Source organism: Mangrovimonas xylaniphaga, from assembly GCF_001280435.1.
GTDB lineage: Bacteria > Bacteroidota > Bacteroidia > Flavobacteriales > Flavobacteriaceae > Mangrovimonas_A > Mangrovimonas_A xylaniphaga.
Genome location: NZ_LBIP01000013.1, coordinates 218,784 through 245,641, shown reverse-complemented (window position 1 = coordinate 245,641; position 26,858 = coordinate 218,784). Strand labels below are relative to the sequence as shown.

Below are 26,858 nucleotides of genomic sequence, written 5' to 3'. Positions count from 1 at the left end.
TTGGATGTAAAAATAGTATTTTTGCACTAATGGAAACACCAAAGGCCACTGTAATCATCAGCACATACAACCAACCGGAATGGTTGCAAAAAGTGTTGTGGGGATATGAAGTTCAAACTGAATCCAATTTTGAAATCCTTATTGCAGATGATGGGTCTTCCAAAGAAACCAAGGACTTAATAGATGGCTTTATAGCTAATTCATCGCTTAACATTATCCATGTTTGGCAAGAGGACAATGGGTTTCAAAAGACAAAAATTTTGAATAAGGCCATTAGTTTGGCCAATGCCGAATATTTGATCTTTACTGATGGTGACTGCATCCCAAGAAATGATTTTGTAGAAACACATTTACGGCTACAGCAGTCTAACTGTGTGATTTCCGGAGGGTATTTCAAGTTGCCGGAGCAAATTTCGAAGGATATCACCAAAAAAGATGTGGAAAGTCAACATTGTTTCGATGCCAAATGGTTGTTGGAGCGAGGGCTTGAAAAGACCTTTAAACTAAATAAATTGACCTCCTTTGGGGTAAAATCATGGTTTTTAAATACTTTTACACCTACCAAAGCTACCTTCGACGGAATGAATGTATCTGCTTGGAAACAAGATGTTTTGGATGTAAACGGTTTTGATGAACGCATGGGCTATGGAGGTGAAGATCGTGAAATAGGGGAGCGATTGATGAACAAAGGCTTGAAGTTCATTCAGGCGAGATACAGTGTGATTTGCGTGCACCTTTATCACGAAAGACCCTACAAAAATGAAGACGCTTTGAACCAAAACAAAGCCATTAGAAAGCAGACCAAAAAAACAAAATCTACCGTTACGGCCTACGGAATAGAACAGCAAAGAGATGAGTAAACCAAAAATTTCAATAATTATCAGTACCTATAATTCCGAAGCGTGGTTGGAAAAAGTGCTTTGGAGCTATGCGGCGCAAACCTATAAGCAATTTGAAATTGTGATTGCCGATGATGGGTCAAAACAGCCTACTTTCGATTTGTTGGACCGTATGAGAGCTGAGGTCGATTTTCCAATTGTGCATGTTTGGCATGAGGACAATGGGTTCCAGAAATCGCAAATCCTGAACAAGGCTATTTTAAAATGTAAGGCCGATTATATTTTGATGAGTGATGGCGATTGTATAGCGAGGGAAGATTTTGTACAGGTGCATATGGACTATCGTGAACCTGGGTTTTTCCTTTCCGGAGGGTACTTTATGTTGCCTATGCCCATTTCGGAAGTGATTTCAAAAGAGGATATTATTTCCCAAAGATGCTTTAGGGTGAACTGGCTCAAAGAGCATGGTCTAAAAGTGTCTTTTAAAAACAATAAGTTGACGGCTTCAGGTTTCAAAAGTAAATTGCTGAATGCCATGACGCCTACCAACGCCAGTTGGAACGGGCACAATGCTTCTGGATGGAAAGAAGATATATTGGCAGTCAATGGTTTTGATGAGCGTATGCAGTATGGAGGTCAGGATAGAGAGTTGGGGGAACGCTTATTCAATTATGGAATAAAGTCGAAGCAAATTAGGTATAGTGCCATCTGTTTGCACTTGGACCATCCAAGAGGGTATAAAAATCAAGAATCTATAGATAAGAATTTAGCCATTCGCGCCACGACCAAAAAGGAGAAACGTGCTTGGACTGATTTCGGCATTCAAAAACCAGTTTAAAACTGCTCGAGATAGTGCTCCAGTTTTGGTAAAATCAATTCAGGAGGAAAGGCCTCGTAAAGGGCAAACACATCATCTTTCATGTCGCTTAAGGATTTCCCTTCGTAAAGTTCTGGCTTTTCATCTTTAAGGTGTACCGACACATTGGTGGTCCCATTTTCAAACATGTTCCAAGCTTCTTTTTTGATCCATGGAGAAAAAATCGTGAACGTAGGTATCTCAAGTGCCTTAGCCATATTTACTGCGCCACCTTCATTACCAATCAATGCCGAACAATGGCTGGTCAATGCCAAAAATTCCCGAATACTTTCACCAAAAACATCGAAGAGGATGTGTTTTTTAGTAGTCTTATTACAGAAATTGTATATGGTCTTGGCTTCCGTAATTTGATTCGGAATGTAATTGAATAGAATCTGTCCTTGCGTTTTGGCAACTATGGCATCAATAAGTTTGGCCATATGAGGCAAGGGATAGGTTTTGGTGTTGGCACTCCCCAAAACACCGATCATAAAAAGGGGGTGTTCTAAATTGATGCCAGCATTTAGCAATCGTTCCTTGGCCGAAGCTCTTTCACTATCGGTCAGGTAAATTTTAGGTTTGATGATGGTTTCTGAAAGGGATTCAGAAATAGGTTGTAACAATTGTAGCCTGTTTTCTATAGCAAGTCCTGCATTGGTAGCTGGTACTTTTTTGTTCTCAAACGTATGGGTGTAGATGTATGAGGTGTAGGATTTGTGCTGTGAAATCTTCATTCCGGCACCTGAGAAGGCGGCCATCAATCCACTGGTAAACTTGCTGTATACATCAACGACGATGTCATACTCTTCTTTTTTGATGACTTTCAGAAAGTTCAAGAACTTCAATTTGCTCGATTTTATTTCTGGTGTTACAAATAAAAACCGATCAATAAAAGGATTGTTCTCTACAACGGGATAGGTGTTGCTGTTGATGACGTAGTGAAGTTCGCTCTTTGGGTATTTCTTTTTGAGGGCCTCAAACAAAATACTTGTTGCGAGCACGTCACCAATCATTTTCTTTTGAATAATAAGTATTTTCACGTTGAGGAAGTCGGTTTGGTTAAATATGGGTAAGGTAAAAAATCACAAACACCCTTAGAGTAAGAGTGTTTGTGAAAATATATGTGATTACACGGCTACATCGTACTCGCGCAACGCATTGTTTAAAGAAGTCTTTTTATCGGTACTTTCTTTACGTTTTCCAATAATCAAAGCACATGGTACTTGGAATTCACCAGCAGCGAATTTCTTTGTGTAACTTCCAGGGATCACTACAGATCTTGCAGGAACCACACCTTTCATTTCTACAGGCTCGTCTCCGGTTACGTCGATAATTTTTGTAGAAGCCGTCAAGCACACATTTGCACCCAATACCGCTTCTTTTTCAACGCGAACACCTTCTACAACGATACAACGAGAACCGATAAAGGCATTGTCTTCAATAATTACTGGAGCAGCTTGAAGAGGCTCTAAAACTCCGCCAATTCCAACACCACCAGAAAGGTGTACGTTTTTACCAATTTGTGCACAGCTTCCTACAGTAGCCCAAGTGTCTACCATCGTTCCTTCGTCTACGTAAGCTCCAATATTTACATAACTAGGCATTAAAATAGTACCTGCAGAAATGTAAGCTCCGTGACGTGCAACAGCGTGAGGAACTACTCTAATTCCTTTTTCTGCGTAGCCTTTCTTCAATGGAATTTTATCGTGGAATTCAAAAATGCCGACTTCCAAAGTTTCCATTTTTTGGATAGGGAAATAAAGCACTACGGCTTTCTTTACCCATTCGTTTACCTGCCATCCGTCGGCAGTTGGTTCGGCAACTCTCAACTCTCCAGAGTCAAGTAAAGTGATCACTTTTCTAATGCTATCAATGGTAGATTGCTCTGTCAACAAAGCTCTGTCTTCCCAAGCGTTTTCAATAATCTGTTGTAATTCGTTCATTGTTGTCATTTCAAAATTCATGCAAAGATAAGCCGATAATTTTTAGTTAAAAAGGAGATGCCTAAATAATGGGGATTTAGGAGAAAATTGGCAAAGCCTTTAGAAAATATGGATTTTAAAATGGTATTTTTGTGGCATGAACGGAAGAATTTTAGCCATTGATTTTGGAACCAAGCGGACAGGTTTGGCTGTAACCGATGAGTTGCAGATCATCGCCTCTGGGCTTACCACAGTTGCCACAAAGGAATTGTTGCCATTTTTGGAAGACTATCTTTCCAAGGAACATGTAGTTTGTATTGTGGTGGGAGAGCCTAAGCGATTGAACGATGAACCTTCCCAAAGCGAGGCGGCCATTCAACCGTTTTTGAAAAAGTTGGCAGAACGGTTCCCTAATACACCTATTGAGAGAGTGGATGAACGCTTTACTTCCAAAATGGCTTTTCAAACCATGATTGATAGCGGTCTAAAAAAGAAACAGCGTCAAAACAAAGCCTTGATAGATGAAATTAGTGCTACGATAATTTTACAGAGTTATCTGTATTCCAAATCATAGGAACACTACCCGAAACGGGAGTTTCCAAGTCAATTAAAAACCTATCTAAAATTTCAAAAACGCACTAATAGTTGTATTTTTGCATCCGAAAATAAAATACTTATGATTTTACCAATTGTTGCTTACGGTGACCCAGTCCTGAGAAAAAAAGGAGATAACATCACCAAGGATTATCCACAATTAGACACGCTTATAGAAAATATGTACGAAACCATGTATGGTGCGTATGGCGTAGGTTTGGCTGCACCACAAATTGGCTTGCCTATCCGTTTGTTTATTGTAGATACGGAGCCTTTTGCAGAAGATGAATCATTTACTTCAGAAGAACAGGAGCAATTGAAAAACTTCAAGCGCACCTTTATCAATGCCGAAATTTTGGAAGAAGAAGGAGAAGAGTGGGGATTCAACGAAGGTTGTTTGAGCATTCCAGATGTTCGTGAGGACGTATTCAGAAAGCCAAAAATCAAGATGCAATACCAAGACGAGAATTTTGAAACGAAAGTAGAGGAGTTTGACGGGTTGATTGCTCGAGTGATTCAACATGAGTATGACCATATTGATGGTGTGTTGTTTACAGACAAGCTTTCGTCGCTTAAAAAGCGCTTGATCAAAGGAAAGCTTGCCAATATTGCCAAAGGAAAAATTAGAGTGGATTACAGAATGCGTTTCCCACTTTTAAAAAAGAAACGCTAAGAGTTAAAAGAGCATAGGCAAAAAATTATATTTGCCACCGAATTATAAAAAAGTTAATACAATTTATGGGATTAGATAAAATTCTTTCAATTTCAGGAAAGCCAGGGTTATTTAAAATAGTGACACAAACAAGGAGTGGTATTATTGCCGAGTCCCTTATCGATAAAAAGCGTATCTCTGTAAACGTACATAACAACATTAGTGTATTGAGCGAGATTGCCGTGTATACTTTGACTGAGGAATTACCACTGTTTAAAGTGTTTGAAAAAATTATGGAGAAGGAAGAAGGAAAAGCAACTTCCGTTAGCCATAAAGACAATAAGGAAGCACTAGAGGAGTATTTCTTTGGAATCCTTCCAGATTATGATGAAGATCGCGTATATGCTAGCGATATCAAGAAAATTATTCAATGGTACAACTTGCTACAAAATAATGATTTGTTAGCTGCCGTTGAAGAAACTTCAAAAGCAGTTGCAGAAGCCGAAGCTGCTTCAGAAGAAGAATAAAAACTATCCAAATGTGTTTACCTAAAGACACACTTTGTCTTTGGGTAAACGCAAATAGTTGTACTTTTGAGTCATTAAAATCCTTACCTCAAGTTATGACAGATAAAAGAGTACAGCTTAAAGCCTTTGAGCGTTTGTTGGTAATCATGGATGAGTTGCGCGAGCAATGTCCTTGGGACCGAAAGCAAACCATGGAATCCCTAAGGCATCTTACCATAGAAGAAGTTTATGAACTTGGAGACGCCATCCTTGACAATGATTTGGAAGAAATCAAAAAGGAATTGGGTGATGTACTTTTGCACATTGTGTTCTATTCCAAAATAGGAAGTGAAACACAGGCTTTCGATATTGCAGATGTCTGTAATAGTATTTGTGATAAGTTGATCGATCGTCATCCGCATATTTATGGAGATGTAACAGTGAATGATGAAGAAGATGTAAAGCGCAACTGGGAACAATTAAAGCTTAAGGAAGGAAAGAAAAGTGTCCTGGAAGGTGTGCCTAGAAGTTTACCTGCTATGGTAAAGGCTAGTCGTATACAGGATAAGGTTGCAGGTGTAGGATTTGATTGGGAAGAACCACATCAAGTTTGGGAAAAGGTAGAGGAGGAGCTACAGGAACTTCAGGAAGAAGTGAAGAAGGGAGATGTGGAAGCTATGGAAAATGAATTGGGAGATGTGTTCTTTTCCCTGATCAATTATGCTCGATTTTTAAAAATCAACCCAGAAAATGCCCTGGAGCGCACCAATAAAAAGTTTATTTCCCGATTTAAATATTTGGAGTCCAAAGCCAAGGAATTGAATAAATCTTTAGAGGATATGACTCTTAAAGAAATGGATGTGTATTGGGAAGAAGCTAAAAATCAATAATTTTTGATTTTTTTTGAAAATACATAATCCAAATACAAGAGTTGCTACGTATATGTAATATAGAACTATGATTATAGTTTTATAATCATAAGTAGGTTAGCCTTAATATAAAATAAGCGGATTTATTTTAAGGTATTAAATTTAGTTTAGTTAGGGGTCAATATCCTATCTGTGGGCAACCACAGATAGGATTTGATTTTTTAGTACATCTCCTTAAGCTTTTTCAGCTTTTCTTCCCAGGTATTTAAGGTCGCTTTATGGTTCTCAATATTGTTAAGAACATCTTTTACCATTGGGTTGTCATCATCGACATTGGAGAAAAATAGTAGATTGTTTTCCAGCTGGTTGATTTCACCTTTAACTTCATCAATTTTTTTGCGGATAAAGTTGTGCTCATTGTCCAAAAGACTTGTGTCATTTGGTTGTGAAAGGGTTTCCAGTTTGTTTTCAAACTTGATCATTTCAATTTCCGAAGGGTCCATGTCCAGTTTACCAAACAACTCATCTAGAGCTTTATTGAATTTCCCTTCAATAAAACGTTTGTTATGCGGTACGTGACCGATGGCTTGCCATTCGGCTATTTTTTCCTTGATAGTTTCAATGTCTGCTTCTACGTTGCCGCTTAGGGTTGTTTTTCCTAAACTGTCAAGTAGCTCATTCTTTTTGTCGAAAGCTTCAAACTGCTCTTTGTTGGCAGCATTCTTTTCAGCATGTAAACGATCAAAATAAGCGTTACAGGCAGCTTTGAAACGCTTCCAGATTTTATCGCTATCCTTTCTTGGAACGTGCCCGATTTTTTTCCAATCATTTTGGATTTTCTTCATCAACGGTGTGATGGTTTCAAAGTCGTCACTGTCCTTGTTGTCTTCAGCAACTTGGATAAGATCCAATTTCTTCTGAAGGTTATCATATTGTTCCTTTTTAAGGTTTTTATAGAAGGCGTTTTTGTTTTTGTTGAAGGCTCTAACGGCTCCCTTAAATTTAGCCCAAGTGGCTTCGTTTACCTTAATGGGTACTTTTCCTGCATTAAAAAAGTCTTGTCTAAGCGCTTCAACTTCCTTAATTTTTTTCTGCCATGCTTGATGGGTTTTTGCAATATCCTTGCTGATGGCTTCAATTTTGGAAATAATCTCTTCTTTGCGTTCCAAATTAGCTTCATAAGCCTTGTCCAAATCGGCATAATAGGCTTGACGCTTATCGTGGATAATTTTGGTAGCGTTGCTAAAACGTTCCCAGATTTCTTCTCGGTATTCTTTGGCAACAGGTCCTAAATCCTCCTTCCACATTTTGTGAAGGACCTGTAACTCTCTAAAACTTCTATTGACATTGTTGTCTTGGGCTAGCTCTTCGGCACGCTCAATAATTTTAAGTTTTTGGTCCAAGTTGTGCTTGAAATCCATGTCGCGCAAATCGCGGTTCAAATGAAGGAAATCATAAAATATTTCCACATGGTGGTGATAGGTGTTCCAAGCATTGTTGTATTTATCTCTTGGAATAGGGCCAGCATTGCGCCATTCTTCTTGAAGTTCTTTAAAGTGCTTATAAGTCGTGTTGATGTTTTCTTCAACATTGATCAAGCCTTTAATTTCCTCAATAATGCGCAAGCGGTTATCCAGATTGTCTTTTAGATTACGCTCTAAGCTTTTGTAATAAGCGTGTAGGTTGCTTTTGTATTCTTTATAAAGTGAATTGAAGTCTTTCTTTTCTGGAGTAATAAAATAGAAGTCTATTTCATTGCCACCGTCGTTAATGAACTCTTCCTTTTTTTCTTCTAAAAGTTCACCGAATTTATCGTTGAACTCAGTTTTGATATCATTCACCTGCGACTTGATAGTCTGTATTTTATGATGCTTGAGCAAATAGTCAAGTTCCTTAACAAGCTGACCCATGGTCATGGCATGGTAATCCTTACTTTCTACAGTGTGTCTTTGGCTGTTGTCTTCGTCTTCGGCATCTTCTGCGTTGGACTCGTCAATTTCCTCTACATGGGCATCCACCTTTTTTGGCGCTGCACTTTCTTCTGCTGGGTTGGAGTTTTGGGCAGTCTCTGTTTCGGTAGTTTCGGTTTCTACAGTAGGCTGCTCATTTTCTGTAGGGTTTGAAGCGTTGGTTGTGTTGCTTTGATCTTGGATCTCAGCAGAGTTTTGTTCGTTGTTTCCGTCTGCATTCTGCAGGTTATCTTTCTCTGACATTTTTACAATGTTTTAGTTGAAAATACTTAGAAAGCTAATATACTAACAAGCGCTTACATAACAAAAAGAGCGGCCGTGATTTTAATCGATTTTAAAGCTTATTCCAGATCTCCCAAGCCTTTTCGGCCTGAAGTTCCAGCATTTTACTGCCATTAACGGTGGTGGCCCCTTTTATATCTCCACAGGTTAGAAACTTGGTGTGTTCTGGATTGTAGATAAGGTCGTATAACAGATGCTCTGGGGTAAGATCATCATATGGAATGTCTGGGCACTGGTTCACGTTTGGGTGGGTGCCCAAAGGGGTACAGTTTACAATGACTGTGTAGTGCTTCAGGAGTTCTTCAGTGATATCAGCATAGGTATATTTGACATTTGCCTTGGGGGTTCTGGAAACAAAATCAAATGCAATACCCAAATTTTTAAGAGCATAGGCTACTGCTTTTGAAGCACCTCCAGTACCCAAAATCAAAGCTGATTTATGATGCGGTTTTAAATAGGGCTCCAAAGAACTTTGGAAGCCATAATAATCCGTGTTGTAACCTTTAAGGGAGCCGTCCTTTTGAAGTTTTACGGTATTTACAGCTCCAATTTCTTGGGCTGTGTCGTCCAAAGAATCCAAAAGCGGCATGATTTCTTCCTTGTAGGGAATGGTAACGTTAAAGCCAATTAAATTCGGATTGTTGGCTAAGGTGGTTTTCAATTCCGAAATGGTTTCCAAATCAAAATTCTCGTATACAAAGGGAAGCCCTTCTGATTCAAATTTTTTAGTGAAATATCCTTTTGAAAATGAATAGGAAATGTTCCTGCCCAATAATCCTAATTTATGCATGTGCTCGACGTGTTTTTTGTCCGTATTTATCCAATCCCAAAACTATAAGAATTCCAATAATTATAAATAACAACGCTAAATAAGTTGTGGAATTTAGTTCGGGGATATAACGTTGGTAATTTTCAACAATTTTTTGTCCGGTAGAATCCAAAAGAAAATCCCCGTTTACATCTTGCTTGTATTGGGTCTCCTTCCATGGCCATACCACACCAAGGGATCCTGTAATAAACCCAATTATACTGGCCGTGGTGATATTTTTATAATGCTTGATGATAAAATTGAGAGCATGTGAAAAGGTGACCAGTCCCGTAATGGAACCTAAAGTGAACACGACTAAAATCTTCAACATTTTAAGGCGATGCGGATCATTTATAAAATGAAAATCGCCACTAATGATGTCGGTAAAGGTGTCGAAAAGCGCATTCACGGAGTCTACCAAAAGCAATACATAGTTGCCCAGTAAAATCAAAATAAAGGAACCAGAAAACCCGGGAAGCGTCATTCCGGACACGCTTATAATTCCACAGAAAAACACGAACAATAAATTATCATTTTCCTTGGCAGGATCCAAGAAACTAATGCCTAGTCCTAAGGCAATACCAATAATGAGTGCCAAAATAGTATTGGTATGCCAATGGTGAAAATCCTTCTGAATGTAATAAATGGAGCCTATGATCATGCCAAAAAAGAGACTCCAAACATAGAGTTCATAATGGACTATAAAATAGTCTAAGAGTTTGGAAACACTAAAATAGCTTACCACCATCCCAAGAAACAATAGCCCTAAAAACCGCCCATTGATATAATTGTAAAAACTCTTATACCGTTTGTTGATTAAGAGTTTAAAGGCTTTTCCGTTTATTTTTTGAAGGGAATAAATAAACTCTTCGTAAAATCCGGCCACAAAGGCCACGACGCCTCCAGAAACCCCAGGCACCTTATTGGCGGCACCCATGGCAAGCCCCTTTATGACAAGGAAAATGCGGTCTGAAAGTGTCCTGGTACTGTGCATGCTATACGTTTTTGGAGCCTATTTTTTCTAAAATGAAGATAGTAAAAAAACCAAGAAGCATTAAGCCTAAAGCCGCTGGTATTTGATTGTTTACAAGTTGATTGTTTAATTCAGAATAATTAAAAGGCAAGATGCTGTGTTCAGAAATCAACTTATAGGTGTCAAAATTTTGAATTTGTTTTTGGTACACCGAAAGTGTGGCCAAATCTGAGATTTCCGAAAATGGAAGGATTGTTCCGCTGGATTTTTCCATGACCATATCCGTAACTTTCCATGGCCAAATCTTGTTAAGCGACCCGAAAATGAACCCCGTAAGTATGGCTAGAGTGGTATTGTGGTAGTTTTTAAAAAGCCATTTCAAAATTCTACTGAAACTTAATAGCCCTACCACAGCTCCCAAACCGAAAATAGCAATTCTCTTCAAATCAAAATCATGAAAAGCATCACTAAGGGTTTTATAGGCGCCAAGAATCACCAAGATAAAAGACCCTGAAATCCCGGGAAGAATCATAGCGCAAATAGCCAAAGCTCCTGCAAAAAATAGAAATAGAGGATTTTCATTACTGCCCAAAGAGGGGAGGGTTGTGATATAATATGCAAGTACACTTCCTATGATCAAGGCTACAATGGTGCCCATAGACCATGCTTTTACTTGTTTGGCAACAAAGTAGATACTGGCAACAATCAATCCAAAAAAGAAAGACCAAATTAAAATAGGATGGTTTTCAATTAAGTATTTAGCCAATCTCATAAATGACACAAAACTGACAAGGATTCCTGTTAAAAGGGCCAAAAGGAAATTTCCATTCAGTTGTTTCCAAAAGGCTGAAAAACCTGCATTTCGTAGGGTTGTTAGCAACGAAAGATTAACATTGCTGATGGTGTCAATTAGTTCTTCGTATATTCCTGAGATAAAGGCGATGGTCCCTCCAGATACTCCTGGCACCGCATCGGCAGCACCCATGGCGGTACCTTTAAGGGCAATAACTATGTAGTCGATTAAGCGTCTTTGCATGTTTCGGTTTCAATAAAGAAGCGTAAAGGTAACAAACATCTTTGGAGTATCGATATGCAAACCTGAAATGAAATTGTAAAATTTAGCTTGAAAAAAATGGAAGTCTATAAAAGCAAAAAAGCCAAGGAAACAATCATGCATCTTGGCTTTTTTGACAATTAAATTTTGTAGATTTTAAATTTTATGAAGAGGACTTTTTGGTACTTACCAAAACCCTGTTAATGTTTGGGTCTTTGTGAACTTCAGGGAACAATTCCTCAAGAATATATTCAAATTCTTCGTTTAAAAGCAACCCGTTTTTAAGATGGTAATGCCCTTTTTCGCTTTCCAAAAGCTTAAAGTGCAGTCCTGCTAAACGGTATTCAATTTCAGCAGTTTCAGGGTAGAATTCTGCCGCTTGTATCAAGTTGTAAATGGAGGCCTCAAATTCTCCCAATTGAATGAGGATGTCCGAGCGTGATAACCAAGTTTGGAGTTCGTAATTGCCAAGTTCCAAGGTTTTTTTGTAACCTCTTTCGGCTTCTTCAAGAAAGTTCAAACGGTGGTTGATTTGTGCATATAGTTTCCAATACAGCACATTTTCACTATCGATATTGATGGCTTTGTTGATATAATATAAAGCCTTTTGGTAGTTGCGTGCCTTCAAGTAAAACTTGGTGATGGCTATCCAACCTTTGTCCAATAAAGGATCTTCGTGGACGGTTTTATAGAAGTATTGCACAGCCATTTCGGTGTCACCCAATTTTTCGTAGCAATAACCCATTCTCAATAAAGCAAAGGACGTTGGGTCGTCCAAAGCCAACGTAATTTTATAGTTTTCGATGGCTTCACCGTACCTTTTTTGCTTTTCAAGCACCTTTCCCTTTTCAAGGTAAGCTCCCACAAAAGTGTCATCGGAAATGATGGCAAAGTCATAAGCAGCTAAAGCTTTTTTGTAATCTTTAAGGGCGAAATACTGCTTGCCCAATTGATGCCACGCTACTTCGCAATATGGGTTGCCATCCAAATAATCATTTAAAAAGCTGATGGCCTCTTCGGTTTCGTCCAAAAAGTCAAAACAGTAAATGATGTTGTATAGGGCAGAATAATCGTGCATATCTATTTCCAAGCATTGCAAGAAATATCCCTTAGCCTGTTCAAATTCATCCAAGAATAAATACTCCATTCCTATAAGGGCGTATAAATCGGAATCGTCTGGATCTTGGCTTAAGTCCAAAGCAATTTTCAAGGTGTTGATAGCTCCTTTGTGGTCATCGCGTTTGGAAAGGACATTGGCTTTCTGGATAAAAACTTCCTCGTTGGTCGGTTCCAACTCATAAAGTCTGTCCAATAGGATGTCTGCTTTTTCCAACTTGTTCTCCATGACGTAAAGTTCTATTTGGAACAGTTGGAGATTCGTGGAGGAAGGGTGTTGTTCTAGCCCCATCTTTATCGCTTTCTTTGCTAAGGCTATTTTTCCAATCTCAAGATAATGATGGATAATGTTCTCAAATTCGTTAGAGTCGAAAAACAACACATTGTTTGTTTTTAACATGGACTCAAATCTTGCTAGCGATAAGTTGTCGTGGTCGTCGTTGTGGCTAAACTCCATAAGCAGATTTTATTGTTGTTGAAATAAATTTACTCTTCTATTTGGCTATTTAAAGATTTTGGTGTTAATCTTTTTAACAAAATAATTAACAGTCAGGTGTTTATTTCAATATTCTATTAATTTAAGGCTTTGAAAAACAAGTGTTTGTTTTTTCGTTTTTAAAGTGTTTGTTCATTCGAAATTTCATTCAAAACTGAAAGTATAATATTACAGCCTTCGATAATTTCGTTCTTAGAAATGGTTAATGGCGGGGTGATTCTAATAGCTTTAGGCTCAAAGAGTAACCAAAATAATATCAATCCTCGGTCCTGACATCTCAAAACCACCTCGTTTGTGATGTCTGCGGATGGGGTCATGGCAGCCAACATGAGTCCTTTTCCTCTAATTTCCTCAATAAGGGGGTGAACCAAATTCTCACGAATTAAAGCTTCTTTTTCAAGGGCTTCTGCCATGAGGTTGGTTTCAGTAATTTCCCTTACCGTTGCCAATGCAGCGGCAGCAATTACGGGATGCCCTCCAAAGGTGGTAATATGGCCAAATTTGGGCTGATCCTGTAAACTGTTCATGATTTCCAATGATGCTGTAAAGGCTCCAATTGGCATACCGCCACCCAAACCTTTTCCTGTGACCAAAATATCTGGAACACAATCATAATTTTCAAATCCAAACAATTTTCCAGTGCGTCCAAAACCTGGTTGGATTTCATCTAAAATCAACAATGCGCCAACTTCTTCACAACGGGCCTTTACCTTGGTAAGGTAACCGTCTTTAGGTTCTATAAAACCGGCACCTCCTTGAATACTTTCCAAAATAACGCCTGCCGTTTTGGAAGTGATTTTATCAATATCGGGAAGATTGTTAAATTCAATAAATCGAATGCCGGGAACCAAAGGACGAAAGGCTTGTTTGCGTTCTTCATGGCCCATTACGCTCATGGAGCCCATGGTGTTGCCGTGATAAGCCGATTTGGCTGCAATAATTTCTCCTGTTCCTGTATAGCGTTTTGCTAGTTTAATAGCGCCTTCAATGGCTTCGGTTCCCGAATTAACCAAATAGGTGCTTTCCAATGGTTCTGGTAAATGCTCTGCCAAAAGTTTGGCAAGCGCCACGGCAGGCTCTTGGATGTACTCCCCATAAACCATGACGTGAAGGTACTTGTCCAATTGCTCCTTGATAGCATTGACTACCCTGGGGTGCTGATGTCCCAAACTACAGGCCGATACCCCTGCCACAAAGTCTAAATAGGCTTTGTTGTCGGCATCATAAATATAGGAACCCTTGGCATGAGAAATCTTCATGGCCAACGGGTTTGGGGAAGTCTGAGCTTGATATTTGATAAAATCTTCCATACTTAACCTCTTTTATGGGTTCGTGGTAATGGTTTTTTTAGGGATTTTTTAGTTTGAATACTGTCCTGCAAAGGTGTAGGAATGTTTCTTGCCGCTTTATTCTCTTGAGTTGGGTTCTTTTGTTCCGCCTCTTTAACACGTTCCAACATGGCTTCATCTACAAATTCCTCTTGAGGCACGTAAGGATCCAAACCCCTAATGACCGGAAGGTTTAAAGGCGGATCGTCCTTAAAAAGGTCTTCCACGCTATTAGGGCGTTCTTCTTCGCGCCAATCAAACCCTCTAAACTTTCTTGCGTTTTCAGGAAATTGGGAGTCAGGATAGAGCTCGCCATCTATTTGATTAATCAATCTAATTTCGCTAATAGTATTATCGTCAATTTGAATGTTGATGCTTCCCGATTTGGATTTGTCTATTCCCACCAATTCTTGTTTATCATCCCTGACATAGTTGATGACTTCGGCATTTTTGATAATGTCCACATTATAGAGGGCATTGTCACGGAACAATCCAATTAAACGTTGCCCTTTTACTTGGTTGAAACCACCGCCGATAGTGTCCTTACTAATCAAGAAGGCATTTTCAAATACTTTCAAGGAATCCAATTGTTCCTTTTTGGTGTTGGTAATTAAATGAATGGAATCCCCAGTCATTTGATTGCCCAAATTCCAGATTACAGGATTACGTTTTGTGGCAAAAATATCTTTTGAGGACAAACGCTCTAAATTGATCAGTTGGGTAAGGCCTGTTTTTTGGTCAGCATGAATGGAATCTGCCTTGCCACTCATGTCACTTTTATACATTTTGGCATTATAATAGGCTCGCGTGATTCGGTGTTCAGGTTTTCCAGTAACCATGAGGGTGTCTGCATGAATGTAGATGGAATCATTCTCCTGAACTGCAATAGCCAAGGCTCTTTTGGTAATAAATACCGAATCTTTTGCACGGTAGACTTCGGCGTAATGTCCTTTGATAATGCTGTTGTTGATAGTATCAGTAACTTTGATATTATTGGTGGCCGAAGCAAAACTTCTGGCCCGATCAAAGTAGAGGCTATCACCTTCAACGATGCGCTGTTCATAGTCTATGCGAGAGTTTTTTACAAAATATCCAGTGTCATTATTGGTGTCGTAAAAACCGCGTTCGCAATAAATATTGTTGTTTTCGCCTATAATGGTTGAAGGCCCATACATATAGGCGCCTCCAGTTTCGGTATAAAAATCGAGTTGGTGGGTATTAAGGGTATACTGAGGATTTACCAATACCACATCCTGAACAAATTGGTATTTTTTAGCGTTCATATAATACCTCCCAATTTGACTGGTAATGGTCCCAGAAGTATCTCTAACTACTTTTCCTCGTGTTTTGTAGTAGGCTTGTTGTTTGGCCCTGTCAAACCAAAGGGTGTCGGTTGTTAAAACAGATTGTGGTTCAGTTAGCACCACATCGCCACTGGCAAATGCCAATTGGGTTATGCCACTGTATTCAACATATTTGGAAGTCATGTTGATGGTATCACCCTGTTGCATGTGCACATTGCTGAAGGCTTCTATAAAATTTTCGTTTTTATAGTAAATGGCCTTATCACAATACATATTAATTCCTTCATGGACTACATGGATTTGTTGTTTGTCGTCCCGAATAAAAGTGGTGACTTCCTTTCCCATGGTACTGTCCCTAACCGTAAAACCAGAATACTCAATTTGTATACGCTTGTTTTGAGCCCAAAGGGGAGTAGTTAAAAAGCTACATAAAAGAAGAATTAATACGAATTGGTTGACTTTCAAATTTCAAAGATTTGGTTCAAAAATAACTATTAAATAGAGGCTTTGGTGGGCCTTAACACTTTTTTTAACACAAAAGACCTGCTAAATTATAAACATAGAGCAGGTCTTTTTTAGTATGATGATATGTTATTGTCTAACGATCGTCTGTTTTCTGTCTGGTCCTACCGATACAATGGTAATTGGAATTTCAAGTTCTTTTTCCAAAAAGGCAATGTAATCGTTCAATGCTTGTGGCATTTGAGAAGCCTCGGTCATTTCAGTAAGGTCTTCGTTCCAACCTTTAAATTCAGTATAGATAGGTGTTACGTTTTCCTCTTCAATATTGAATGGCAAATGTGTAATTTCTTCACCTTTATAATTGTAGGCCGTACATACTTTTAAGGTTTCAAAACCAGAAAGTACGTCACCTTTCATCATGATCAATTGGGTAACACCGTTAATTTGACAAGCATATCTAAGGGCTACCAAGTCTAACCAACCACAACGTCTTGGACGACCTGTAGTTGCTCCAAATTCATGTCCTACTTTGGCCATGATTTCGCCGTTAGTGTCAAATAACTCGGTAGGGAATGGTCCTGAACCTACACGCGTAGTATACGCCTTGAAGATTCCGAAAACTTCCCCAATTTGGTTAGGGGCAATTCCCAATCCTGTACAGGCTCCAGCAGCAGTTGTGTTGGAAGACGTTACAAATGGATAGGTTCCAAAATCAATGTCCAATAACGATCCTTGAGCTCCTTCGGCCAAGATGGTTTGTCCACCTTTCATAGCTTGGTGTAAATACTCTTCAGAATCGATAAAGGTTAATGTTTTTAAAGTTTCGATAGCTTCAAAAAACTCAATTTCAAGTTCTTTTAAGTCGTATTGAATTTCAACATTGTAGAACTTGATCATGTCCTCATGCTTATCAGCTAGAGAACGGTATTTGTCTTTCCAATCGGCTAATTCAATATCACCAACTCTAATTCCGTTTCTTCCGGTTTTGTCCATATACGTTGGACCGATACCTTTAAGCGTAGAGCCAATTTTAGCTTTTCCTTTGGAAGCTTCGCTGGCCGCATCCAATAAACGGTGTGTTGGTAAAATGATGTGGGCTTTTCTAGAAATCAACAAAGATTTTTTGTAGTCAATCCCTTGTTCAGCCAATTTGTCCAATTCCTTTTTAAAAATAACAGGGTCTATTACCACGCCATTTCCTACTACATTTGCGGTGTCTTCATGAAAAATCCCAGAAGGAATGGTGTGTAGCACGTGCTTTTTGCCGTTAAACACCAAAGTGTGTCCTGCGTTAGGCCCACCTTGAAAGCGTGCAATAATATTGTATTTGGAGGTCAATACATCAACAATTTTCCCTTTGCCTTCGTCCCCCCATTGTAAACCAAGTAGTAAATCTACTGCCATTATAAAAATTAGTTAGGTTGTTTGTTTTTCGTTCCGTAAAAATAAAGTGAGTGATTTGATATAGAAATATCAAACACCTCTTCAATCGTTTTTTTAATTGATTGAATTCTAGGGTCACAGAACTCGATAACTTCACCGGTATCGGTCAGGATAACATGGTCATGCTGCTTATCGAAATACGATTTTTCGTAATGTGCCTGGTTTTGACCAAACTGGTGCTTACGTACCAAGCCACATTCCAAAAGAATCTCTATGGTATTGTATAGTGTAGCACGACTTACACGATAGTTTTTGTTCTTCATTTTGATATACAAAGATTCGATATCAAAATGCTCTTCACTATCATAAATTTCCTGAAGTATAGCGTAACGCTCCGGTGTTTTACGGTGACCTTTTTCTTCCAGAAAATTAGTAAATACATTCTTTACAATTTCCTGATTCGTCTGTTCTGTTTTTACACTCATAATTAAGTTGCAAATTTACACATTTTTTACACTCTACTCACCTTATCAATACCATTAATTTTTTTCAGGTTATCAATGAGCTTTTTTAGCATGGAATTATTCTTAACAATCACATTAATTTTTCCAGAGAAAATACCGTCATCCGAGTCAAAACTAAGGCTTTTCATGTTTACGTGCATGTTGGAAGAAATGATACGTGTAATGTCATTTACAAGCCCAATATTATCGATTCCGGACAAGGTAATAATGGCAGAAAATTCCTGTTGCGAAGAGTCAATCCATTTGGCTAACATAATTCTGTAAGCGTAGTTGGATTGCAGGCTTAGCGCATTCGGGCAATTCTTTTTGTGCACCTTGATGCCTTCGTTGATTGTCAAGAATCCAAAGACAGGATCTCCCGGAATAGGGTTGCAGCAACTTGCCAATTTATAGTCTAATTTTTCTTCTTCCTTACCAAACACCAGCATGTCGTATTTGGAAGTCACTTCTTCTCGATCGAGTTCTTCCTTAGAAATATTTTGCCTTCTGGTGATTTTATTTTTGATAAAACTCATCAGGGCATTGCTTCTGGAGGCAGCAAACTCCTTTAACATGGTGTTGTCTATGGTGCCCACACCAACTCTATAGAACAGGTCCAAACTGGTTTTTAGCTTAAAATAGACCACCATATCGTTAATGGTCTTTTCGTCCAAGTGGATTTTAAGCTGTTTCAACTTACGTCTTAAAATCTCCTTACCATCTTCGCCAATGCGTTTCTTCTCTTCCCTTAGGGACGATTTAATTTTACTTCGGGCTCGAGCCGTTGTGGCATAATCGAGCCAGTTGGCATTGGGTTTGGCGTTTTCAGACGTAAGGATTTCTACTTGGTCGCCACTTTTAAGCTCTTGGCTTAACGGAACGAGTTTTCCATTCACTTTTGCGCCACGGGTTTTCATCCCTACTTCGGTATGGATACTGAATGCAAAATCAAGCGGTGAAGCGCCTTTTGGTAACGATTTTAAATCTCCCTTAGGGGAGAACACATAGATTTCTTTGGAATAAAGGTTGAGTTTGAACTGTTCCACAAAATCCACGGCATTGGTCTCATTGCTTTCCAAAGCTTCCTGAAGCTTGTCAATCCAAGTATCTAAGGCATCTTCAGCATTACCGTGTTTGTATTTGTAATGGGCAGCATACCCTTTTTCTGCAATTTCATTCATCCGTTCACTACGGATCTGAACTTCTACCCAACGGCCTTTTGGACCCATTACCGTGATATGCAAAGCTTCATAACCAGTAGATTTTGGTGATGAAATCCAATCTCGCAATCGGGTAGGGTTAGGGGTGAAGTGATCGGTAACGATGGAGTAAATTTTCCAAGCCAGGAACTTTTCGTTGGCCAAATCGGATTTGTAAATGATCCTAACGGCAAACTTGTCGTAAACCTCTTCAAAAGACACACCTTGCTTGATCATTTTTCTACGAATAGAGAAAATGGATTTTGGGCGTCCCTTGATTTCGTAATTCAACCCTTCATTGTCCAGGGCGTCTACAACTACTTTGGAAAAGGCTTTGATGTAGGCATCCTGCTCCTCCTTACTTTCCTTGATTTTGTGAAGTATGTCATGGTACACTTCGGGTTCGGTATATTTTAAACCGAGGTCCTCCAATTCGGTTTTGATATTATAAAGCCCAATACGATGTGCCAAAGGCGCATAGATGTACAGGGTTTCCGAGGCAATTTTTTCCTGCTTGTCCGTACGCATGGAATCCATGGTCTGCATGTTGTGCAAACGGTCGGCTATTTTGATGATGATTACCCTAACGTCGTCATTAAGGGTCAGCAACATTTTACGGAAGTTTTCCGCTTGAGTAGATACATCGGTCTCTTTGCTCAAGGAGGAAATCTTGGTGAGCCCGTCTACAATTCGTGCAACGGTGTCGCCAAACATACGTTCTATGTCTTCCTTGGTATAATTTTCATTATCCTCAACCACATCGTGGAGTAGGGCCGCAGCAATGGAAGTGGCATCCAGTCCAATTTCCTGAGCCACAATTTTGGCCACGGCAATAGGGTGGAAAATATACGCTTCTCCAGATTTACGGCGCTGTCCATTATGGGCTTCCACCGCCACATCAAAGGCGTGGCGGATGAGTTTTTTATCTTCTGTGGTTAATGTTTGGTAACTTACCTTGAGAAGTTCTTTGTAAGCCTTGGCAATGGCTGCATTCTCCTTTTCTATCTCTACTTCTGTCATAAATCTAAAGTAATGTAAAGAAAATAAATGCGCAATAGTTTTAACGGCTTTTTGAGGGTTTTGGCTAGCTAGAACCCTTTAAATATTTGCCGTGTAGAAGTTTGTTCTATATGAATGTTTATGCCAAGAAAGGGTAAAGCTTGGCCAAACTAGGGATTTGCTAGTTTGGGTTTGCCTCCTTTTATCAAAAGCCAAATGGCAAAGGACATTTCTCCAAATATACTGGGAATGGCTACCAAGGCTAAAAAGACTTCACTATAGGATTGGTAATTGGCCAACAGAAAATGTGCCGCTGTATCTGCCATATACATTAGTCCCGCAATTATGAGGAAGAGTGCTATTATTTTGGGTGATTTTATAATGCGTCCCAAAAGAATGAGATGTATTCCGAAGAAGAACAGGCCAATGAGCCAAATGGTATTGAAAAGTTTTACTAAATGCAATATGTCTTTGGCTTCCGTAACTTCCAAAGTTTGCACTAGGGCAAATAGTGCTACGGCCATAATAGCGGCGTGCATCATTCTAAATAAAGTGCTCAATTGTGATAAAAAATGATGTTTGTACAATTCATTCAAAGCCCAGGCAACGACTACGTCAAATACAGCCGTAAGCAAAAAGGCCATGATCCCAAAGCGGACCATCATATGGCTTTTAGAAATTGTTTCTTCGGGAGCATTCAGAAGTGCTTCCAAAACAAAGAAGTTGGCAAAAATAGCAGCGAAGAAAATAATCAAGTAGCTAATCCCGGCAATTAGGGCGAGTGTTCTAGGGGTATTGTTTATGGGCATGTTAAATTGATTGGCAGTGAGCTTTTTGGCTAATTTAAGAATTATCTCTATTAGCGAAATGATATATGTTTAGCTGGTTTCATTTAAAATTAAAGGAGAGGTTCTAAATCATCTGTCCTCCGGAAACCTCAATTCTTTGGGCATTTACCCATTTGGCATCCTCGGTACATAAAAATGCCACGACACTTCCAATATCATCTGGTAAACCTACACGGCCTAAGGCTGTCATGGAAGCGATAAAGGCGTTCAGTTCTTTGTTATCCCTAACAGCGCCACCTCCAAAGTCGGTTTCAATGGCTCCGGGGGCTACAACATTCACACGGATTTTGCGTTCGCCCAATTCTTTGGCCATATATTTGGAAAGAGTTTCAACGGCACCTTTCATGGCCGCATAGGCGGCATATCCGCCAATGGCAAAACGTGTGAGGCCAGAAGAAATATTAACGATACCGCCTCCATCATTCATCACAGGCAACAGTTGCTGGGTTAGGAGAGCGACACCTTTGAAATGAATGTGATACATATTATCAAATTGGGCCTCGGTGGTTTCTGAAAAGGGAGCATAGGCACTAATACCGGCATTGTTCACCAAATAGTCAATTTTATCGGAGGCAAAGGAGCTTGCCATTTCAGTTTGTACTTGCTTTATGGTTTCAGGGAAACTGCTAGGGTTTGTGACGTCTAAAGATAGGGCAATGGCTTTTTGGCCTAGGGCTTCTATTTCCGCAACCACTTCATTGGCTTTATCTTGATTGCTTTGGAAGGTTAAAACAACATTGAGTCCCTTTTTGGCAATGGCTAGTGCCATGTCTCTGCCCAAGCCGCGACTTCCCCCGGTTATAAATGCTACTTTTGCTGTCATCTTGCAATATGTTTTTAGTTTGTAAAGTTCTGGGAGGTTAATTGGAAATGGAAGATGAGGAATTACTAAGGTAGCTATTTTTTCTTAACTGCTTGCTTGAAATGCTCCAGGCTTTAAACGTTTGATTTTCTTACATATGTTTCGGCTGTTCTTTGGTATTTATTTGTAAATTTGGTAATAATCAATGAGTTCCAAATAATTCAATATGCTCCCAATACAACGTTGTTTGCCCTTAATATTCCTTCTGTTTTTAACTGTTTTTTCATGTAAAGATGAAAGCTATGTCGATAAAAAAGACTTAGCAAGTGCCTCTCCCATGGCTACGTTTTTGGGAGATGAAGCCTGTATGTCCTGTCATCAGGAAGCTTATAACGATTGGAAAGGTTCTCATCATGATTTGGCCATGAAAGTAGCCGATTCTGTGTCGGTGTTGGGCGATTTTAATAATGTGGAATTTCCATACAAAGGAGGCAAGGCCACGTTCTATAAAAAAGATGCTGATTTTTATGTGAATATTCCAGGTCCTGATGATACCTATCAAGATTACCCGATAAAATATACCTTTGGGTACACACCGTTACAGCAATATATTGTGGAGTTGGACAAAGGCAAAATGCAATGTCTTACTATTGCGTGGGATAGTGATAAACAGCAATGGTTCAACCTATATCCCGAGTTAGAGTTGCGGAGCGATGAATGGATCCATTGGACAGGAGGAGGGATGCGTTGGAATACAGCTTGTGCCGATTGCCATTCCACCGATTTGCATAAAAACTACGATCCAGTTTCGGAATCCTATAATACGACTTTTAAAATTATCAATGTAAGTTGTGAAGCTTGCCACGGGCCAGCCAGTAACCATGTGAAATTCTACGAAGAAGGTGAAGATCCTATCTATAAAAGTAAATTGACCATGACGCCCGATACGGCACCTCAAACTTTGGTGAATCAATGTGCGCGTTGTCACTCAAGAAGGACACAACTTACCAAGGATTTTACGCATGATGAGGCATTCTTGGATCAATATTTGCCGGCACTTTTAACGCAGCCTTTATATGAGCCCGATGGACAGATTTATGACGAGGTGTATGTGTATGGATCCTTTGTGCAGAGTAAAATGTATGAAAACGGAGTGTCCTGTCGCGATTGCCACAATGTCCATTCCCTAAAGTTGAAAGAGCAGGGTAATGCCCTTTGTTTGAATTGCCACGCGCCTAGCGTTTACGATACGGAAACCCATCATTTTCATATGGCAGGTACTGAGGCGGCCCAATGCGTGAACTGCCATATGACAGGACGAACGTATATGGGGAATGATTTTAGAAGAGATCACAGTTTTAGAGTGCCGAGACCCGATCAGAGTTTGGCTTATGGCACACCAAATGCCTGTAACAGATGCCATGAGGATAAAACTCCAGAATGGGCTTTAAATGCCCTTAAGACTTTGGGAAAAACCAAGGCTATTGATGCCAAAGACCATCCTTCCGATTATTTGTTGGCGGGTTATGCTGGTGATAAAGATGCCTTTCACACTTTGGCGTCAAATCATCAAGCTTCCGAGTTGCTTCGGGCGACCGCTTTGAGCAATTATGGCACTATGGCTTTAACTTCTAAAGAACTAGAGCAATTGAAGGCCTTTTTGAAGGATTCGTCGGCCTTGGTACGAAATGAAGCTGTAACCGCATTGACCCAAATAGGAGATACAACCAGTATTAAGGAAGTTGCCAAACTTTTGACGGATTCAGTGCGGGTGGTACGCATTACTTCAGCTAAATATTTGGACATTTATGGTCATGGAACCTCTCAGTTGGATGGTTTTGCCGGAGCCCATAAAGAATTTGAGGAGTTTCAGGAAATGAACTCCGATTTTTCATTGGGGCAGGTACAGATAGCTGAGCATCATTATTTTAAAAAGGATGTAGAAAAGGCTATTGCAGCTTATCAAAAAGCTATTTCATTTGATAGTTATAACAATAATGCCAGAAACAATTTGGCATTGCTATACTATCAAAACGGCGATTTTGAAAATGCGGCAAAATACTATAAAGACATTTTAGAGTTTGAACCGAATAACAGTTATCCTTATTATATGTTGGGGTTACTTTATAATGAAATGGGGCAGGACGAAATGTCCTTGAAATATTTGGGTGAAGCCTGCCAAAAGGAGCCCTTTAATTTACGCGCATATTACAATTATGCCTTAAAACTTCAGGAAGCCAAGAATTTTAAATTGTCTTCGCAAGTTTTGGATAAAGCACTGCAATACGATCCTAACAATACCGATTTGCTGTACATTAAAATGATCGCGGCCATGAATACAGGCGATTTAAATACAGCACGAGCTATATGTAAAGGATTAATGGAATTGTATCCAGAAGATCCTAGGTTTTATAAACTACTGCAGGAACTGGAGCAGCCTATGGGGGCAATGTGATCTTAGGTTAATTTTATTACTTACTGGGGCTTATCCATTTCAATGACCCAAATTCCACGCAGTTCATCTATACCATATCCTGTTGCTAAATCTTGTGGGTATTTTTCCTTAAGCGTCATTATGGTCTCAGGCGTAATGTCTTTGTTTGGGGTACCGTGGCATTGCAAACACATTTGGTTGGTCATGATAGGGTAGTAGCCTATTAATTTTCCGTTGTCTTCAACCATTTTAGGGCTTGCTTCTCCTGTGGCAGCAATATCTTGTTTTGCCACTGCGATATAGTCTAGTTCCTTAGCATTTGCTAGATTGTTAGGGTTTCTGTTTTTGTCTGAAACACGTTTCACAATGGCGTGCAGTTCGGTAGACATACTATCTGTAAGAACAATGGCTCTTTCGTTGCAAAATTCCAAAGCTCCTGCAGTGCCTTTGGTTTGGATGGCGGTTAGCAGGTTTTTGCCCAAAACCGCTTTGGTGGATAGGGCAATGCTCATTCCTTTCTTGAGGTAATCTTGGGTGCCAGTTTCAGAATGTTTCATCAAATCGGCTTCGCGTTGTTGGTGATGGGTTGCAAACCAATCTGGTTGATCCAATTTAGCTCTATAAATATAGGTGGCTACAGCTTCCAGTTGGGCTTGGGAATAGCCTAGTTTAGGCATCAGGCCAAAACGCTCTACAGCTCTGGGCATTTGTGAATTTTCTATTTTCGGGGTATTTAAAAAACTGGCTACGGACTGAACAAATTCAGCTTCCGTCATGTCTGGTTTTAAGTAATGATCCTTAACAGCAATGAGTGGTGGGGCAATTCTTGTGGTTGGGTTGCCAGCAGGAGCATGACAGGTCACACAGTTTTGGGTCACAATGCTATGGGCTTCCTCAAAGGCTTCTTTGCTTATAGGGGCTTCTTGAGCAATGGTTTTGGTTTTGGCGGTTTCGGCGCAGCTTACAAGGGCTAAACTTAGTCCAAGAACTAGGGTTTTGGAGATGTTGGATATTTTCATTTGGTAAGTTTAAAATGGACCTTATTTGTTAAGGTTTTTAGGCCATATAAAAGTAAGGAATTTTTGCCCAGGTATTAGGGTTTTGATGAGAGATATTGTGATGTTGACTCCTGAAAATCAATAATTTCTAGGATTCCTTTTGTTCTTCTTGGCAAGGGTAATTCCTTGAAAATAGAGTGGTTTGCTTTCTTCAAGAAAAATAACCGAGCGAATGTTATCTCGCGGGAAAGAATCTTATTGGATATCTTTCATTTTTTCTTTCATTTGATTTCCAAAATAAAAATACATAACAATATAAAGTGGCATGCCTAAGAGGAAATACATGAGAACTCCCTCTGTGCCATAATCGTCATTAGTGACCTTGTAAAACTTGTTTTGATTTAAGAATGATTTAATTAAAAAAAGAAAGTAAAGAATGGTTGCTATGGCATTTATTGACACAGAAACAGAAGTCAAATAGTTGGCGCTTACTGCAAAAATAGAAGTTGATATATTGGTGATTAGAAGTACGCAGAAGAGGATGAATGCTACCTTGGAATTTCTTTTAAATGAATTATATAGAGTTTCCGCGTAGTCATATGTTTTGTTATCCATATTTCCCGTAAGCTCTAAAGTTTCTTCTGAAAATCCTCTTTCTCCCAGTATTGAAATAGCTGTGGTTCGAACAGAAATGTCATAACCATATTGACGATAATTTTTTACAACATCCATAAGTTTTTTGTTATCAAGATATTTTAGGCGTTCAGAGTAATCTGTCATTATATGGGGTTTGGTTAGTTTTGTAAATTTTCTTCAACTGTATGGGATCCATTGGGTTTGGCATTTTTGGCGATGCTATATCCAGTATACCCGCCAAGGGCAGCGCCCAGCATACAGAAAAGGTAAATCATTAGGCCTTCTCCAAAAATTATTGCTCCAATTATAGCAAATAGAAATTCAAATAAAATCCACAATACTATCATTGTAACAATGTACTTAGTTGGTTTTAGTCCTTTTTCAAGTACCATGGTTTTTATGGATTTACTCAAGGAAATAATCGCGATAATTTCAATCATAATGTTAGTTTTGGTTATGTTAATATTTGGAGTGTAATACAATGTTTATTTAAAGGTTTTAGTTCTCAAAGAATTCAATTGGGTTTAGATAGAACATCTTCTTCCATCCCTGTCTATCATTGTCAATTTTCCAAATGTAGGGTAGTAAGGTCACTATGGAATAATGTAAATGCGGAGCTTTACCAATAGCATTGTCACTTGAGCCAACTGTTCCTACAACTGAATTTTTGGAAACTAAGGTGAAGGTTGAGGTTTTCAATTCATCCAAATGCGCATAATAGTGAAGTCTCCATTTAGGGCCAAGGACCAATACAAAATTACCACCCATACTGATGGTCCCTGAGTATAATACCATTCCAGAAGTTGAGGAATGGATTTCAGTCCCTTTTTTCGCAAATATATCAACGCCTTTATGGGTTACGGATTTGCCCCAAGGGAAATGCCAAAATGATTTTGGATTGTAATCGGATTTTGATGCTCCTATTACGGGCATTTTTAGATTCTGAGGAATTAAAAAGCCAATGATCAAAAAGCCTAAAATGCTAACTAAAATCTTATTTCTGAATTTCAAGTTTGGTATTGGTT

The 26,858-nt window shown here is 39.2% G+C and carries 25 protein-coding genes; 7 read left to right on the top strand and 18 right to left on the bottom strand.

Features of this window, described 5'->3' with window-relative positions:
* The first annotated feature begins 29 nt into the window (after window positions 1–29).
* Window positions 30–860 carry a glycosyltransferase family 2 protein gene (locus ZA06_RS01220; protein ID WP_053975592.1) on the top strand — a complete coding sequence of 277 codons (831 nt, stop codon included), beginning with the start codon at window positions 30–32 and terminating at the stop codon, window positions 858–860.
* Window positions 853–1,677 (top strand): glycosyltransferase family 2 protein, encoded by an 825-nt coding sequence (locus ZA06_RS01215; RefSeq protein WP_053975591.1) that lies wholly within the window; start codon window positions 853–855, stop codon window positions 1,675–1,677. The genes ZA06_RS01220 and ZA06_RS01215 overlap by 8 nt, the downstream gene beginning before the upstream one ends.
* On the opposite strand, the gene ZA06_RS01210 is transcribed toward ZA06_RS01215, so the two are convergent.
* Both ZA06_RS01210 and ZA06_RS01205 read right to left on the bottom strand, forming a co-directional pair.
* Entirely contained in the window at window positions 1,674–2,735 is a 1,062-nt protein-coding gene (locus ZA06_RS01210; RefSeq protein WP_053975590.1) for a glycosyltransferase family 9 protein, read from the bottom strand. The genes ZA06_RS01215 and ZA06_RS01210 overlap by 4 nt on opposite strands.
* An 87-nt stretch (window positions 2,736–2,822) precedes the next feature.
* Entirely contained in the window at window positions 2,823–3,638 is an 816-nt protein-coding gene (locus ZA06_RS01205; RefSeq protein WP_053977017.1) for a 2,3,4,5-tetrahydropyridine-2,6-dicarboxylate N-succinyltransferase, read from the bottom strand.
* Between the two features lie 136 nt (window positions 3,639–3,774).
* Here ZA06_RS01205 and ruvX point away from each other — a divergent pair, with 136 nt between their 5' ends.
* The 4 genes from ruvX to mazG all read left to right on the top strand — a co-directional run bounded on the left by ruvX (window position 3,775) and on the right by mazG (window position 6,259).
* Window positions 3,775–4,191 carry a Holliday junction resolvase RuvX gene (gene ruvX, locus ZA06_RS01200; RefSeq protein ID WP_053975589.1) on the top strand — a complete coding sequence of 139 codons (417 nt, stop codon included), beginning with the start codon at window positions 3,775–3,777 and terminating at the stop codon, window positions 4,189–4,191.
* A gap of 102 nt (window positions 4,192–4,293) precedes the next feature.
* A complete protein-coding gene (gene def / locus ZA06_RS01195; protein ID WP_053975588.1) occupies window positions 4,294–4,884 on the top strand; it encodes a peptide deformylase in 591 nt (196 codons plus the stop codon).
* Window positions 4,885–4,949: 65 nt separating this feature from the next.
* The gene (locus ZA06_RS01190; protein WP_053975587.1) at window positions 4,950–5,390 is read left to right on the top strand and encodes a DUF5606 family protein; all 441 of its coding nucleotides are present in this window, start codon (window positions 4,950–4,952) and stop codon (window positions 5,388–5,390) included.
* A gap of 95 nt (window positions 5,391–5,485) precedes the next feature.
* On the top strand, window positions 5,486–6,259 hold the full coding sequence (gene mazG, locus ZA06_RS01185) for a nucleoside triphosphate pyrophosphohydrolase (RefSeq protein ID WP_053975586.1): 774 nt from the start codon (window positions 5,486–5,488) through the stop codon (window positions 6,257–6,259).
* A gap of 200 nt (window positions 6,260–6,459) precedes the next feature.
* Here the strand turns inward: mazG and ZA06_RS01180 are convergent, their stop codons facing one another.
* The 12 genes from ZA06_RS01180 to ZA06_RS01125 form a co-directional block, all read right to left on the bottom strand.
* A complete protein-coding gene (locus ZA06_RS01180) occupies window positions 6,460–8,451 on the bottom strand; it encodes a DUF349 domain-containing protein (RefSeq protein ID WP_053975585.1) in 1,992 nt (663 codons plus the stop codon).
* 91 nt (window positions 8,452–8,542) lie between these two features.
* Complete coding sequence (locus ZA06_RS01175; protein WP_053975584.1) at window positions 8,543–9,280, bottom strand: shikimate dehydrogenase family protein; 738 nt, start codon at window positions 9,278–9,280, stop codon at window positions 8,543–8,545.
* A complete protein-coding gene (locus ZA06_RS01170) occupies window positions 9,273–10,292 on the bottom strand; it encodes a DUF368 domain-containing protein (protein ID WP_053975583.1) in 1,020 nt (339 codons plus the stop codon). The genes ZA06_RS01175 and ZA06_RS01170 overlap by 8 nt, the downstream gene beginning before the upstream one ends.
* Before the next feature lies 1 nt (window position 10,293).
* Window positions 10,294–11,307 (bottom strand): DUF368 domain-containing protein, encoded by a 1,014-nt coding sequence (locus tag ZA06_RS01165; protein ID WP_053975582.1) that lies wholly within the window; start codon window positions 11,305–11,307, stop codon window positions 10,294–10,296.
* Window positions 11,308–11,488: 181 nt separating this feature from the next.
* On the bottom strand, window positions 11,489–12,898 hold the full coding sequence (locus ZA06_RS01160) for a tetratricopeptide repeat protein (protein ID WP_053975581.1): 1,410 nt from the start codon (window positions 12,896–12,898) through the stop codon (window positions 11,489–11,491).
* Window positions 12,899–13,056: 158 nt separating this feature from the next.
* Entirely contained in the window at window positions 13,057–14,247 is a 1,191-nt protein-coding gene (locus ZA06_RS01155) for an aspartate aminotransferase family protein (protein ID WP_053975580.1), read from the bottom strand.
* Between the two features lie 2 nt (window positions 14,248–14,249).
* Entirely contained in the window at window positions 14,250–16,034 is a 1,785-nt protein-coding gene (locus ZA06_RS01150) for an OstA-like protein (protein WP_053975579.1), read from the bottom strand.
* A 126-nt stretch (window positions 16,035–16,160) separates the two neighbouring features.
* Window positions 16,161–17,435 (bottom strand): adenylosuccinate synthase, encoded by a 1,275-nt coding sequence (locus ZA06_RS01145; RefSeq protein ID WP_053975578.1) that lies wholly within the window; start codon window positions 17,433–17,435, stop codon window positions 16,161–16,163.
* A gap of 8 nt (window positions 17,436–17,443) precedes the next feature.
* Window positions 17,444–17,899, bottom strand: coding sequence for a Fur family transcriptional regulator (locus ZA06_RS01140; RefSeq protein ID WP_053975577.1), 456 nt, complete (start codon window positions 17,897–17,899; stop codon window positions 17,444–17,446).
* Window positions 17,900–17,925: 26 nt separating this feature from the next.
* Window positions 17,926–20,136, bottom strand: a complete 2,211-nt coding sequence (locus tag ZA06_RS01135) for a RelA/SpoT family protein (RefSeq protein ID WP_053975576.1) — start codon at window positions 20,134–20,136, stop codon at window positions 17,926–17,928.
* Window positions 20,137–20,285: 149 nt separating this feature from the next.
* Window positions 20,286–20,924, bottom strand: coding sequence for a DUF4386 domain-containing protein (locus ZA06_RS01130; RefSeq protein WP_053975575.1), 639 nt, complete (start codon window positions 20,922–20,924; stop codon window positions 20,286–20,288).
* Window positions 20,925–21,027: 103 nt separating this feature from the next.
* Window positions 21,028–21,786, bottom strand: coding sequence for an SDR family NAD(P)-dependent oxidoreductase (locus ZA06_RS01125; protein WP_053975574.1), 759 nt, complete (start codon window positions 21,784–21,786; stop codon window positions 21,028–21,030).
* Between the two features lie 205 nt (window positions 21,787–21,991).
* Here ZA06_RS01125 and ZA06_RS01120 point away from each other — a divergent pair, with 205 nt between their 5' ends.
* Window positions 21,992–24,220: a tetratricopeptide repeat protein gene (locus ZA06_RS01120; protein WP_053975573.1), complete on the top strand. Its 2,229-nt coding sequence runs from the start codon at window positions 21,992–21,994 to the stop codon at window positions 24,218–24,220.
* Between the two features lie 20 nt (window positions 24,221–24,240).
* Here ZA06_RS01120 and ZA06_RS01115 read toward each other — a convergent pair whose 3' ends face one another.
* From ZA06_RS01115 to ZA06_RS01100, 4 genes are all read right to left on the bottom strand, one after another.
* On the bottom strand, window positions 24,241–25,218 hold the full coding sequence (locus tag ZA06_RS01115) for a c-type heme family protein (RefSeq protein ID WP_053975572.1): 978 nt from the start codon (window positions 25,216–25,218) through the stop codon (window positions 24,241–24,243).
* A gap of 234 nt (window positions 25,219–25,452) precedes the next feature.
* Complete coding sequence (locus tag ZA06_RS01110; RefSeq protein WP_053975571.1) at window positions 25,453–25,977, bottom strand: hypothetical protein; 525 nt, start codon at window positions 25,975–25,977, stop codon at window positions 25,453–25,455.
* A gap of 14 nt (window positions 25,978–25,991) precedes the next feature.
* Window positions 25,992–26,273 carry a hypothetical protein gene (locus ZA06_RS01105; protein WP_157503040.1) on the bottom strand — a complete coding sequence of 94 codons (282 nt, stop codon included), beginning with the start codon at window positions 26,271–26,273 and terminating at the stop codon, window positions 25,992–25,994.
* A 58-nt stretch (window positions 26,274–26,331) separates the two neighbouring features.
* Window positions 26,332–26,844: a M23 family metallopeptidase gene (locus ZA06_RS01100; RefSeq protein ID WP_053975569.1), complete on the bottom strand. Its 513-nt coding sequence runs from the start codon at window positions 26,842–26,844 to the stop codon at window positions 26,332–26,334.
* Window positions 26,845–26,858: the final 14 nt, after the last annotated feature.

Coding starts and splice junctions, on each gene's coding strand:
- ZA06_RS01135 (WP_053975576.1), bottom strand. CDS start 20,136: ATGACAGAAGTAGAGATAGAAAAGGAGAATGCAGCCATTGCCAAGGCT.
- ZA06_RS01140 (WP_053975577.1), bottom strand. CDS start 17,899: ATGAGTGTAAAAACAGAACAGACGAATCAGGAAATTGTAAAGAATGTA.
- ZA06_RS01165 (WP_053975582.1), bottom strand. CDS start 11,307: ATGCAAAGACGCTTAATCGACTACATAGTTATTGCCCTTAAAGGTACC.
- ZA06_RS01130 (WP_053975575.1), bottom strand. CDS start 20,924: ATGCCCATAAACAATACCCCTAGAACACTCGCCCTAATTGCCGGGATT.
- ZA06_RS01155 (WP_053975580.1), bottom strand. CDS start 14,247: ATGGAAGATTTTATCAAATATCAAGCTCAGACTTCCCCAAACCCGTTG.
- ZA06_RS01145 (WP_053975578.1), bottom strand. CDS start 17,435: ATGGCAGTAGATTTACTACTTGGTTTACAATGGGGGGACGAAGGCAAA.
- ruvX (WP_053975589.1), top strand. CDS start 3,775: ATGAACGGAAGAATTTTAGCCATTGATTTTGGAACCAAGCGGACAGGT.
- ZA06_RS01220 (WP_053975592.1), top strand. CDS start 30: ATGGAAACACCAAAGGCCACTGTAATCATCAGCACATACAACCAACCG.
- ZA06_RS01205 (WP_053977017.1), bottom strand. CDS start 3,638: ATGAACGAATTACAACAGATTATTGAAAACGCTTGGGAAGACAGAGCT.
- ZA06_RS01125 (WP_053975574.1), bottom strand. CDS start 21,786: ATGACAGCAAAAGTAGCATTTATAACCGGGGGAAGTCGCGGCTTGGGC.
- ZA06_RS01105 (WP_157503040.1), bottom strand. CDS start 26,273: ATGATTGAAATTATCGCGATTATTTCCTTGAGTAAATCCATAAAAACC.
- ZA06_RS01115 (WP_053975572.1), bottom strand. CDS start 25,218: ATGAAAATATCCAACATCTCCAAAACCCTAGTTCTTGGACTAAGTTTA.
- ZA06_RS01175 (WP_053975584.1), bottom strand. CDS start 9,280: ATGCATAAATTAGGATTATTGGGCAGGAACATTTCCTATTCATTTTCA.
- ZA06_RS01190 (WP_053975587.1), top strand. CDS start 4,950: ATGGGATTAGATAAAATTCTTTCAATTTCAGGAAAGCCAGGGTTATTT.
- ZA06_RS01170 (WP_053975583.1), bottom strand. CDS start 10,292: ATGCACAGTACCAGGACACTTTCAGACCGCATTTTCCTTGTCATAAAG.
- mazG (WP_053975586.1), top strand. CDS start 5,486: ATGACAGATAAAAGAGTACAGCTTAAAGCCTTTGAGCGTTTGTTGGTA.
- def (WP_053975588.1), top strand. CDS start 4,294: ATGATTTTACCAATTGTTGCTTACGGTGACCCAGTCCTGAGAAAAAAA.
- ZA06_RS01120 (WP_053975573.1), top strand. CDS start 21,992: ATGCTCCCAATACAACGTTGTTTGCCCTTAATATTCCTTCTGTTTTTA.
- ZA06_RS01180 (WP_053975585.1), bottom strand. CDS start 8,451: ATGTCAGAGAAAGATAACCTGCAGAATGCAGACGGAAACAACGAACAA.
- ZA06_RS01160 (WP_053975581.1), bottom strand. CDS start 12,898: ATGGAGTTTAGCCACAACGACGACCACGACAACTTATCGCTAGCAAGA.
- ZA06_RS01215 (WP_053975591.1), top strand. CDS start 853: ATGAGTAAACCAAAAATTTCAATAATTATCAGTACCTATAATTCCGAA.
- ZA06_RS01110 (WP_053975571.1), bottom strand. CDS start 25,977: ATGACAGATTACTCTGAACGCCTAAAATATCTTGATAACAAAAAACTT.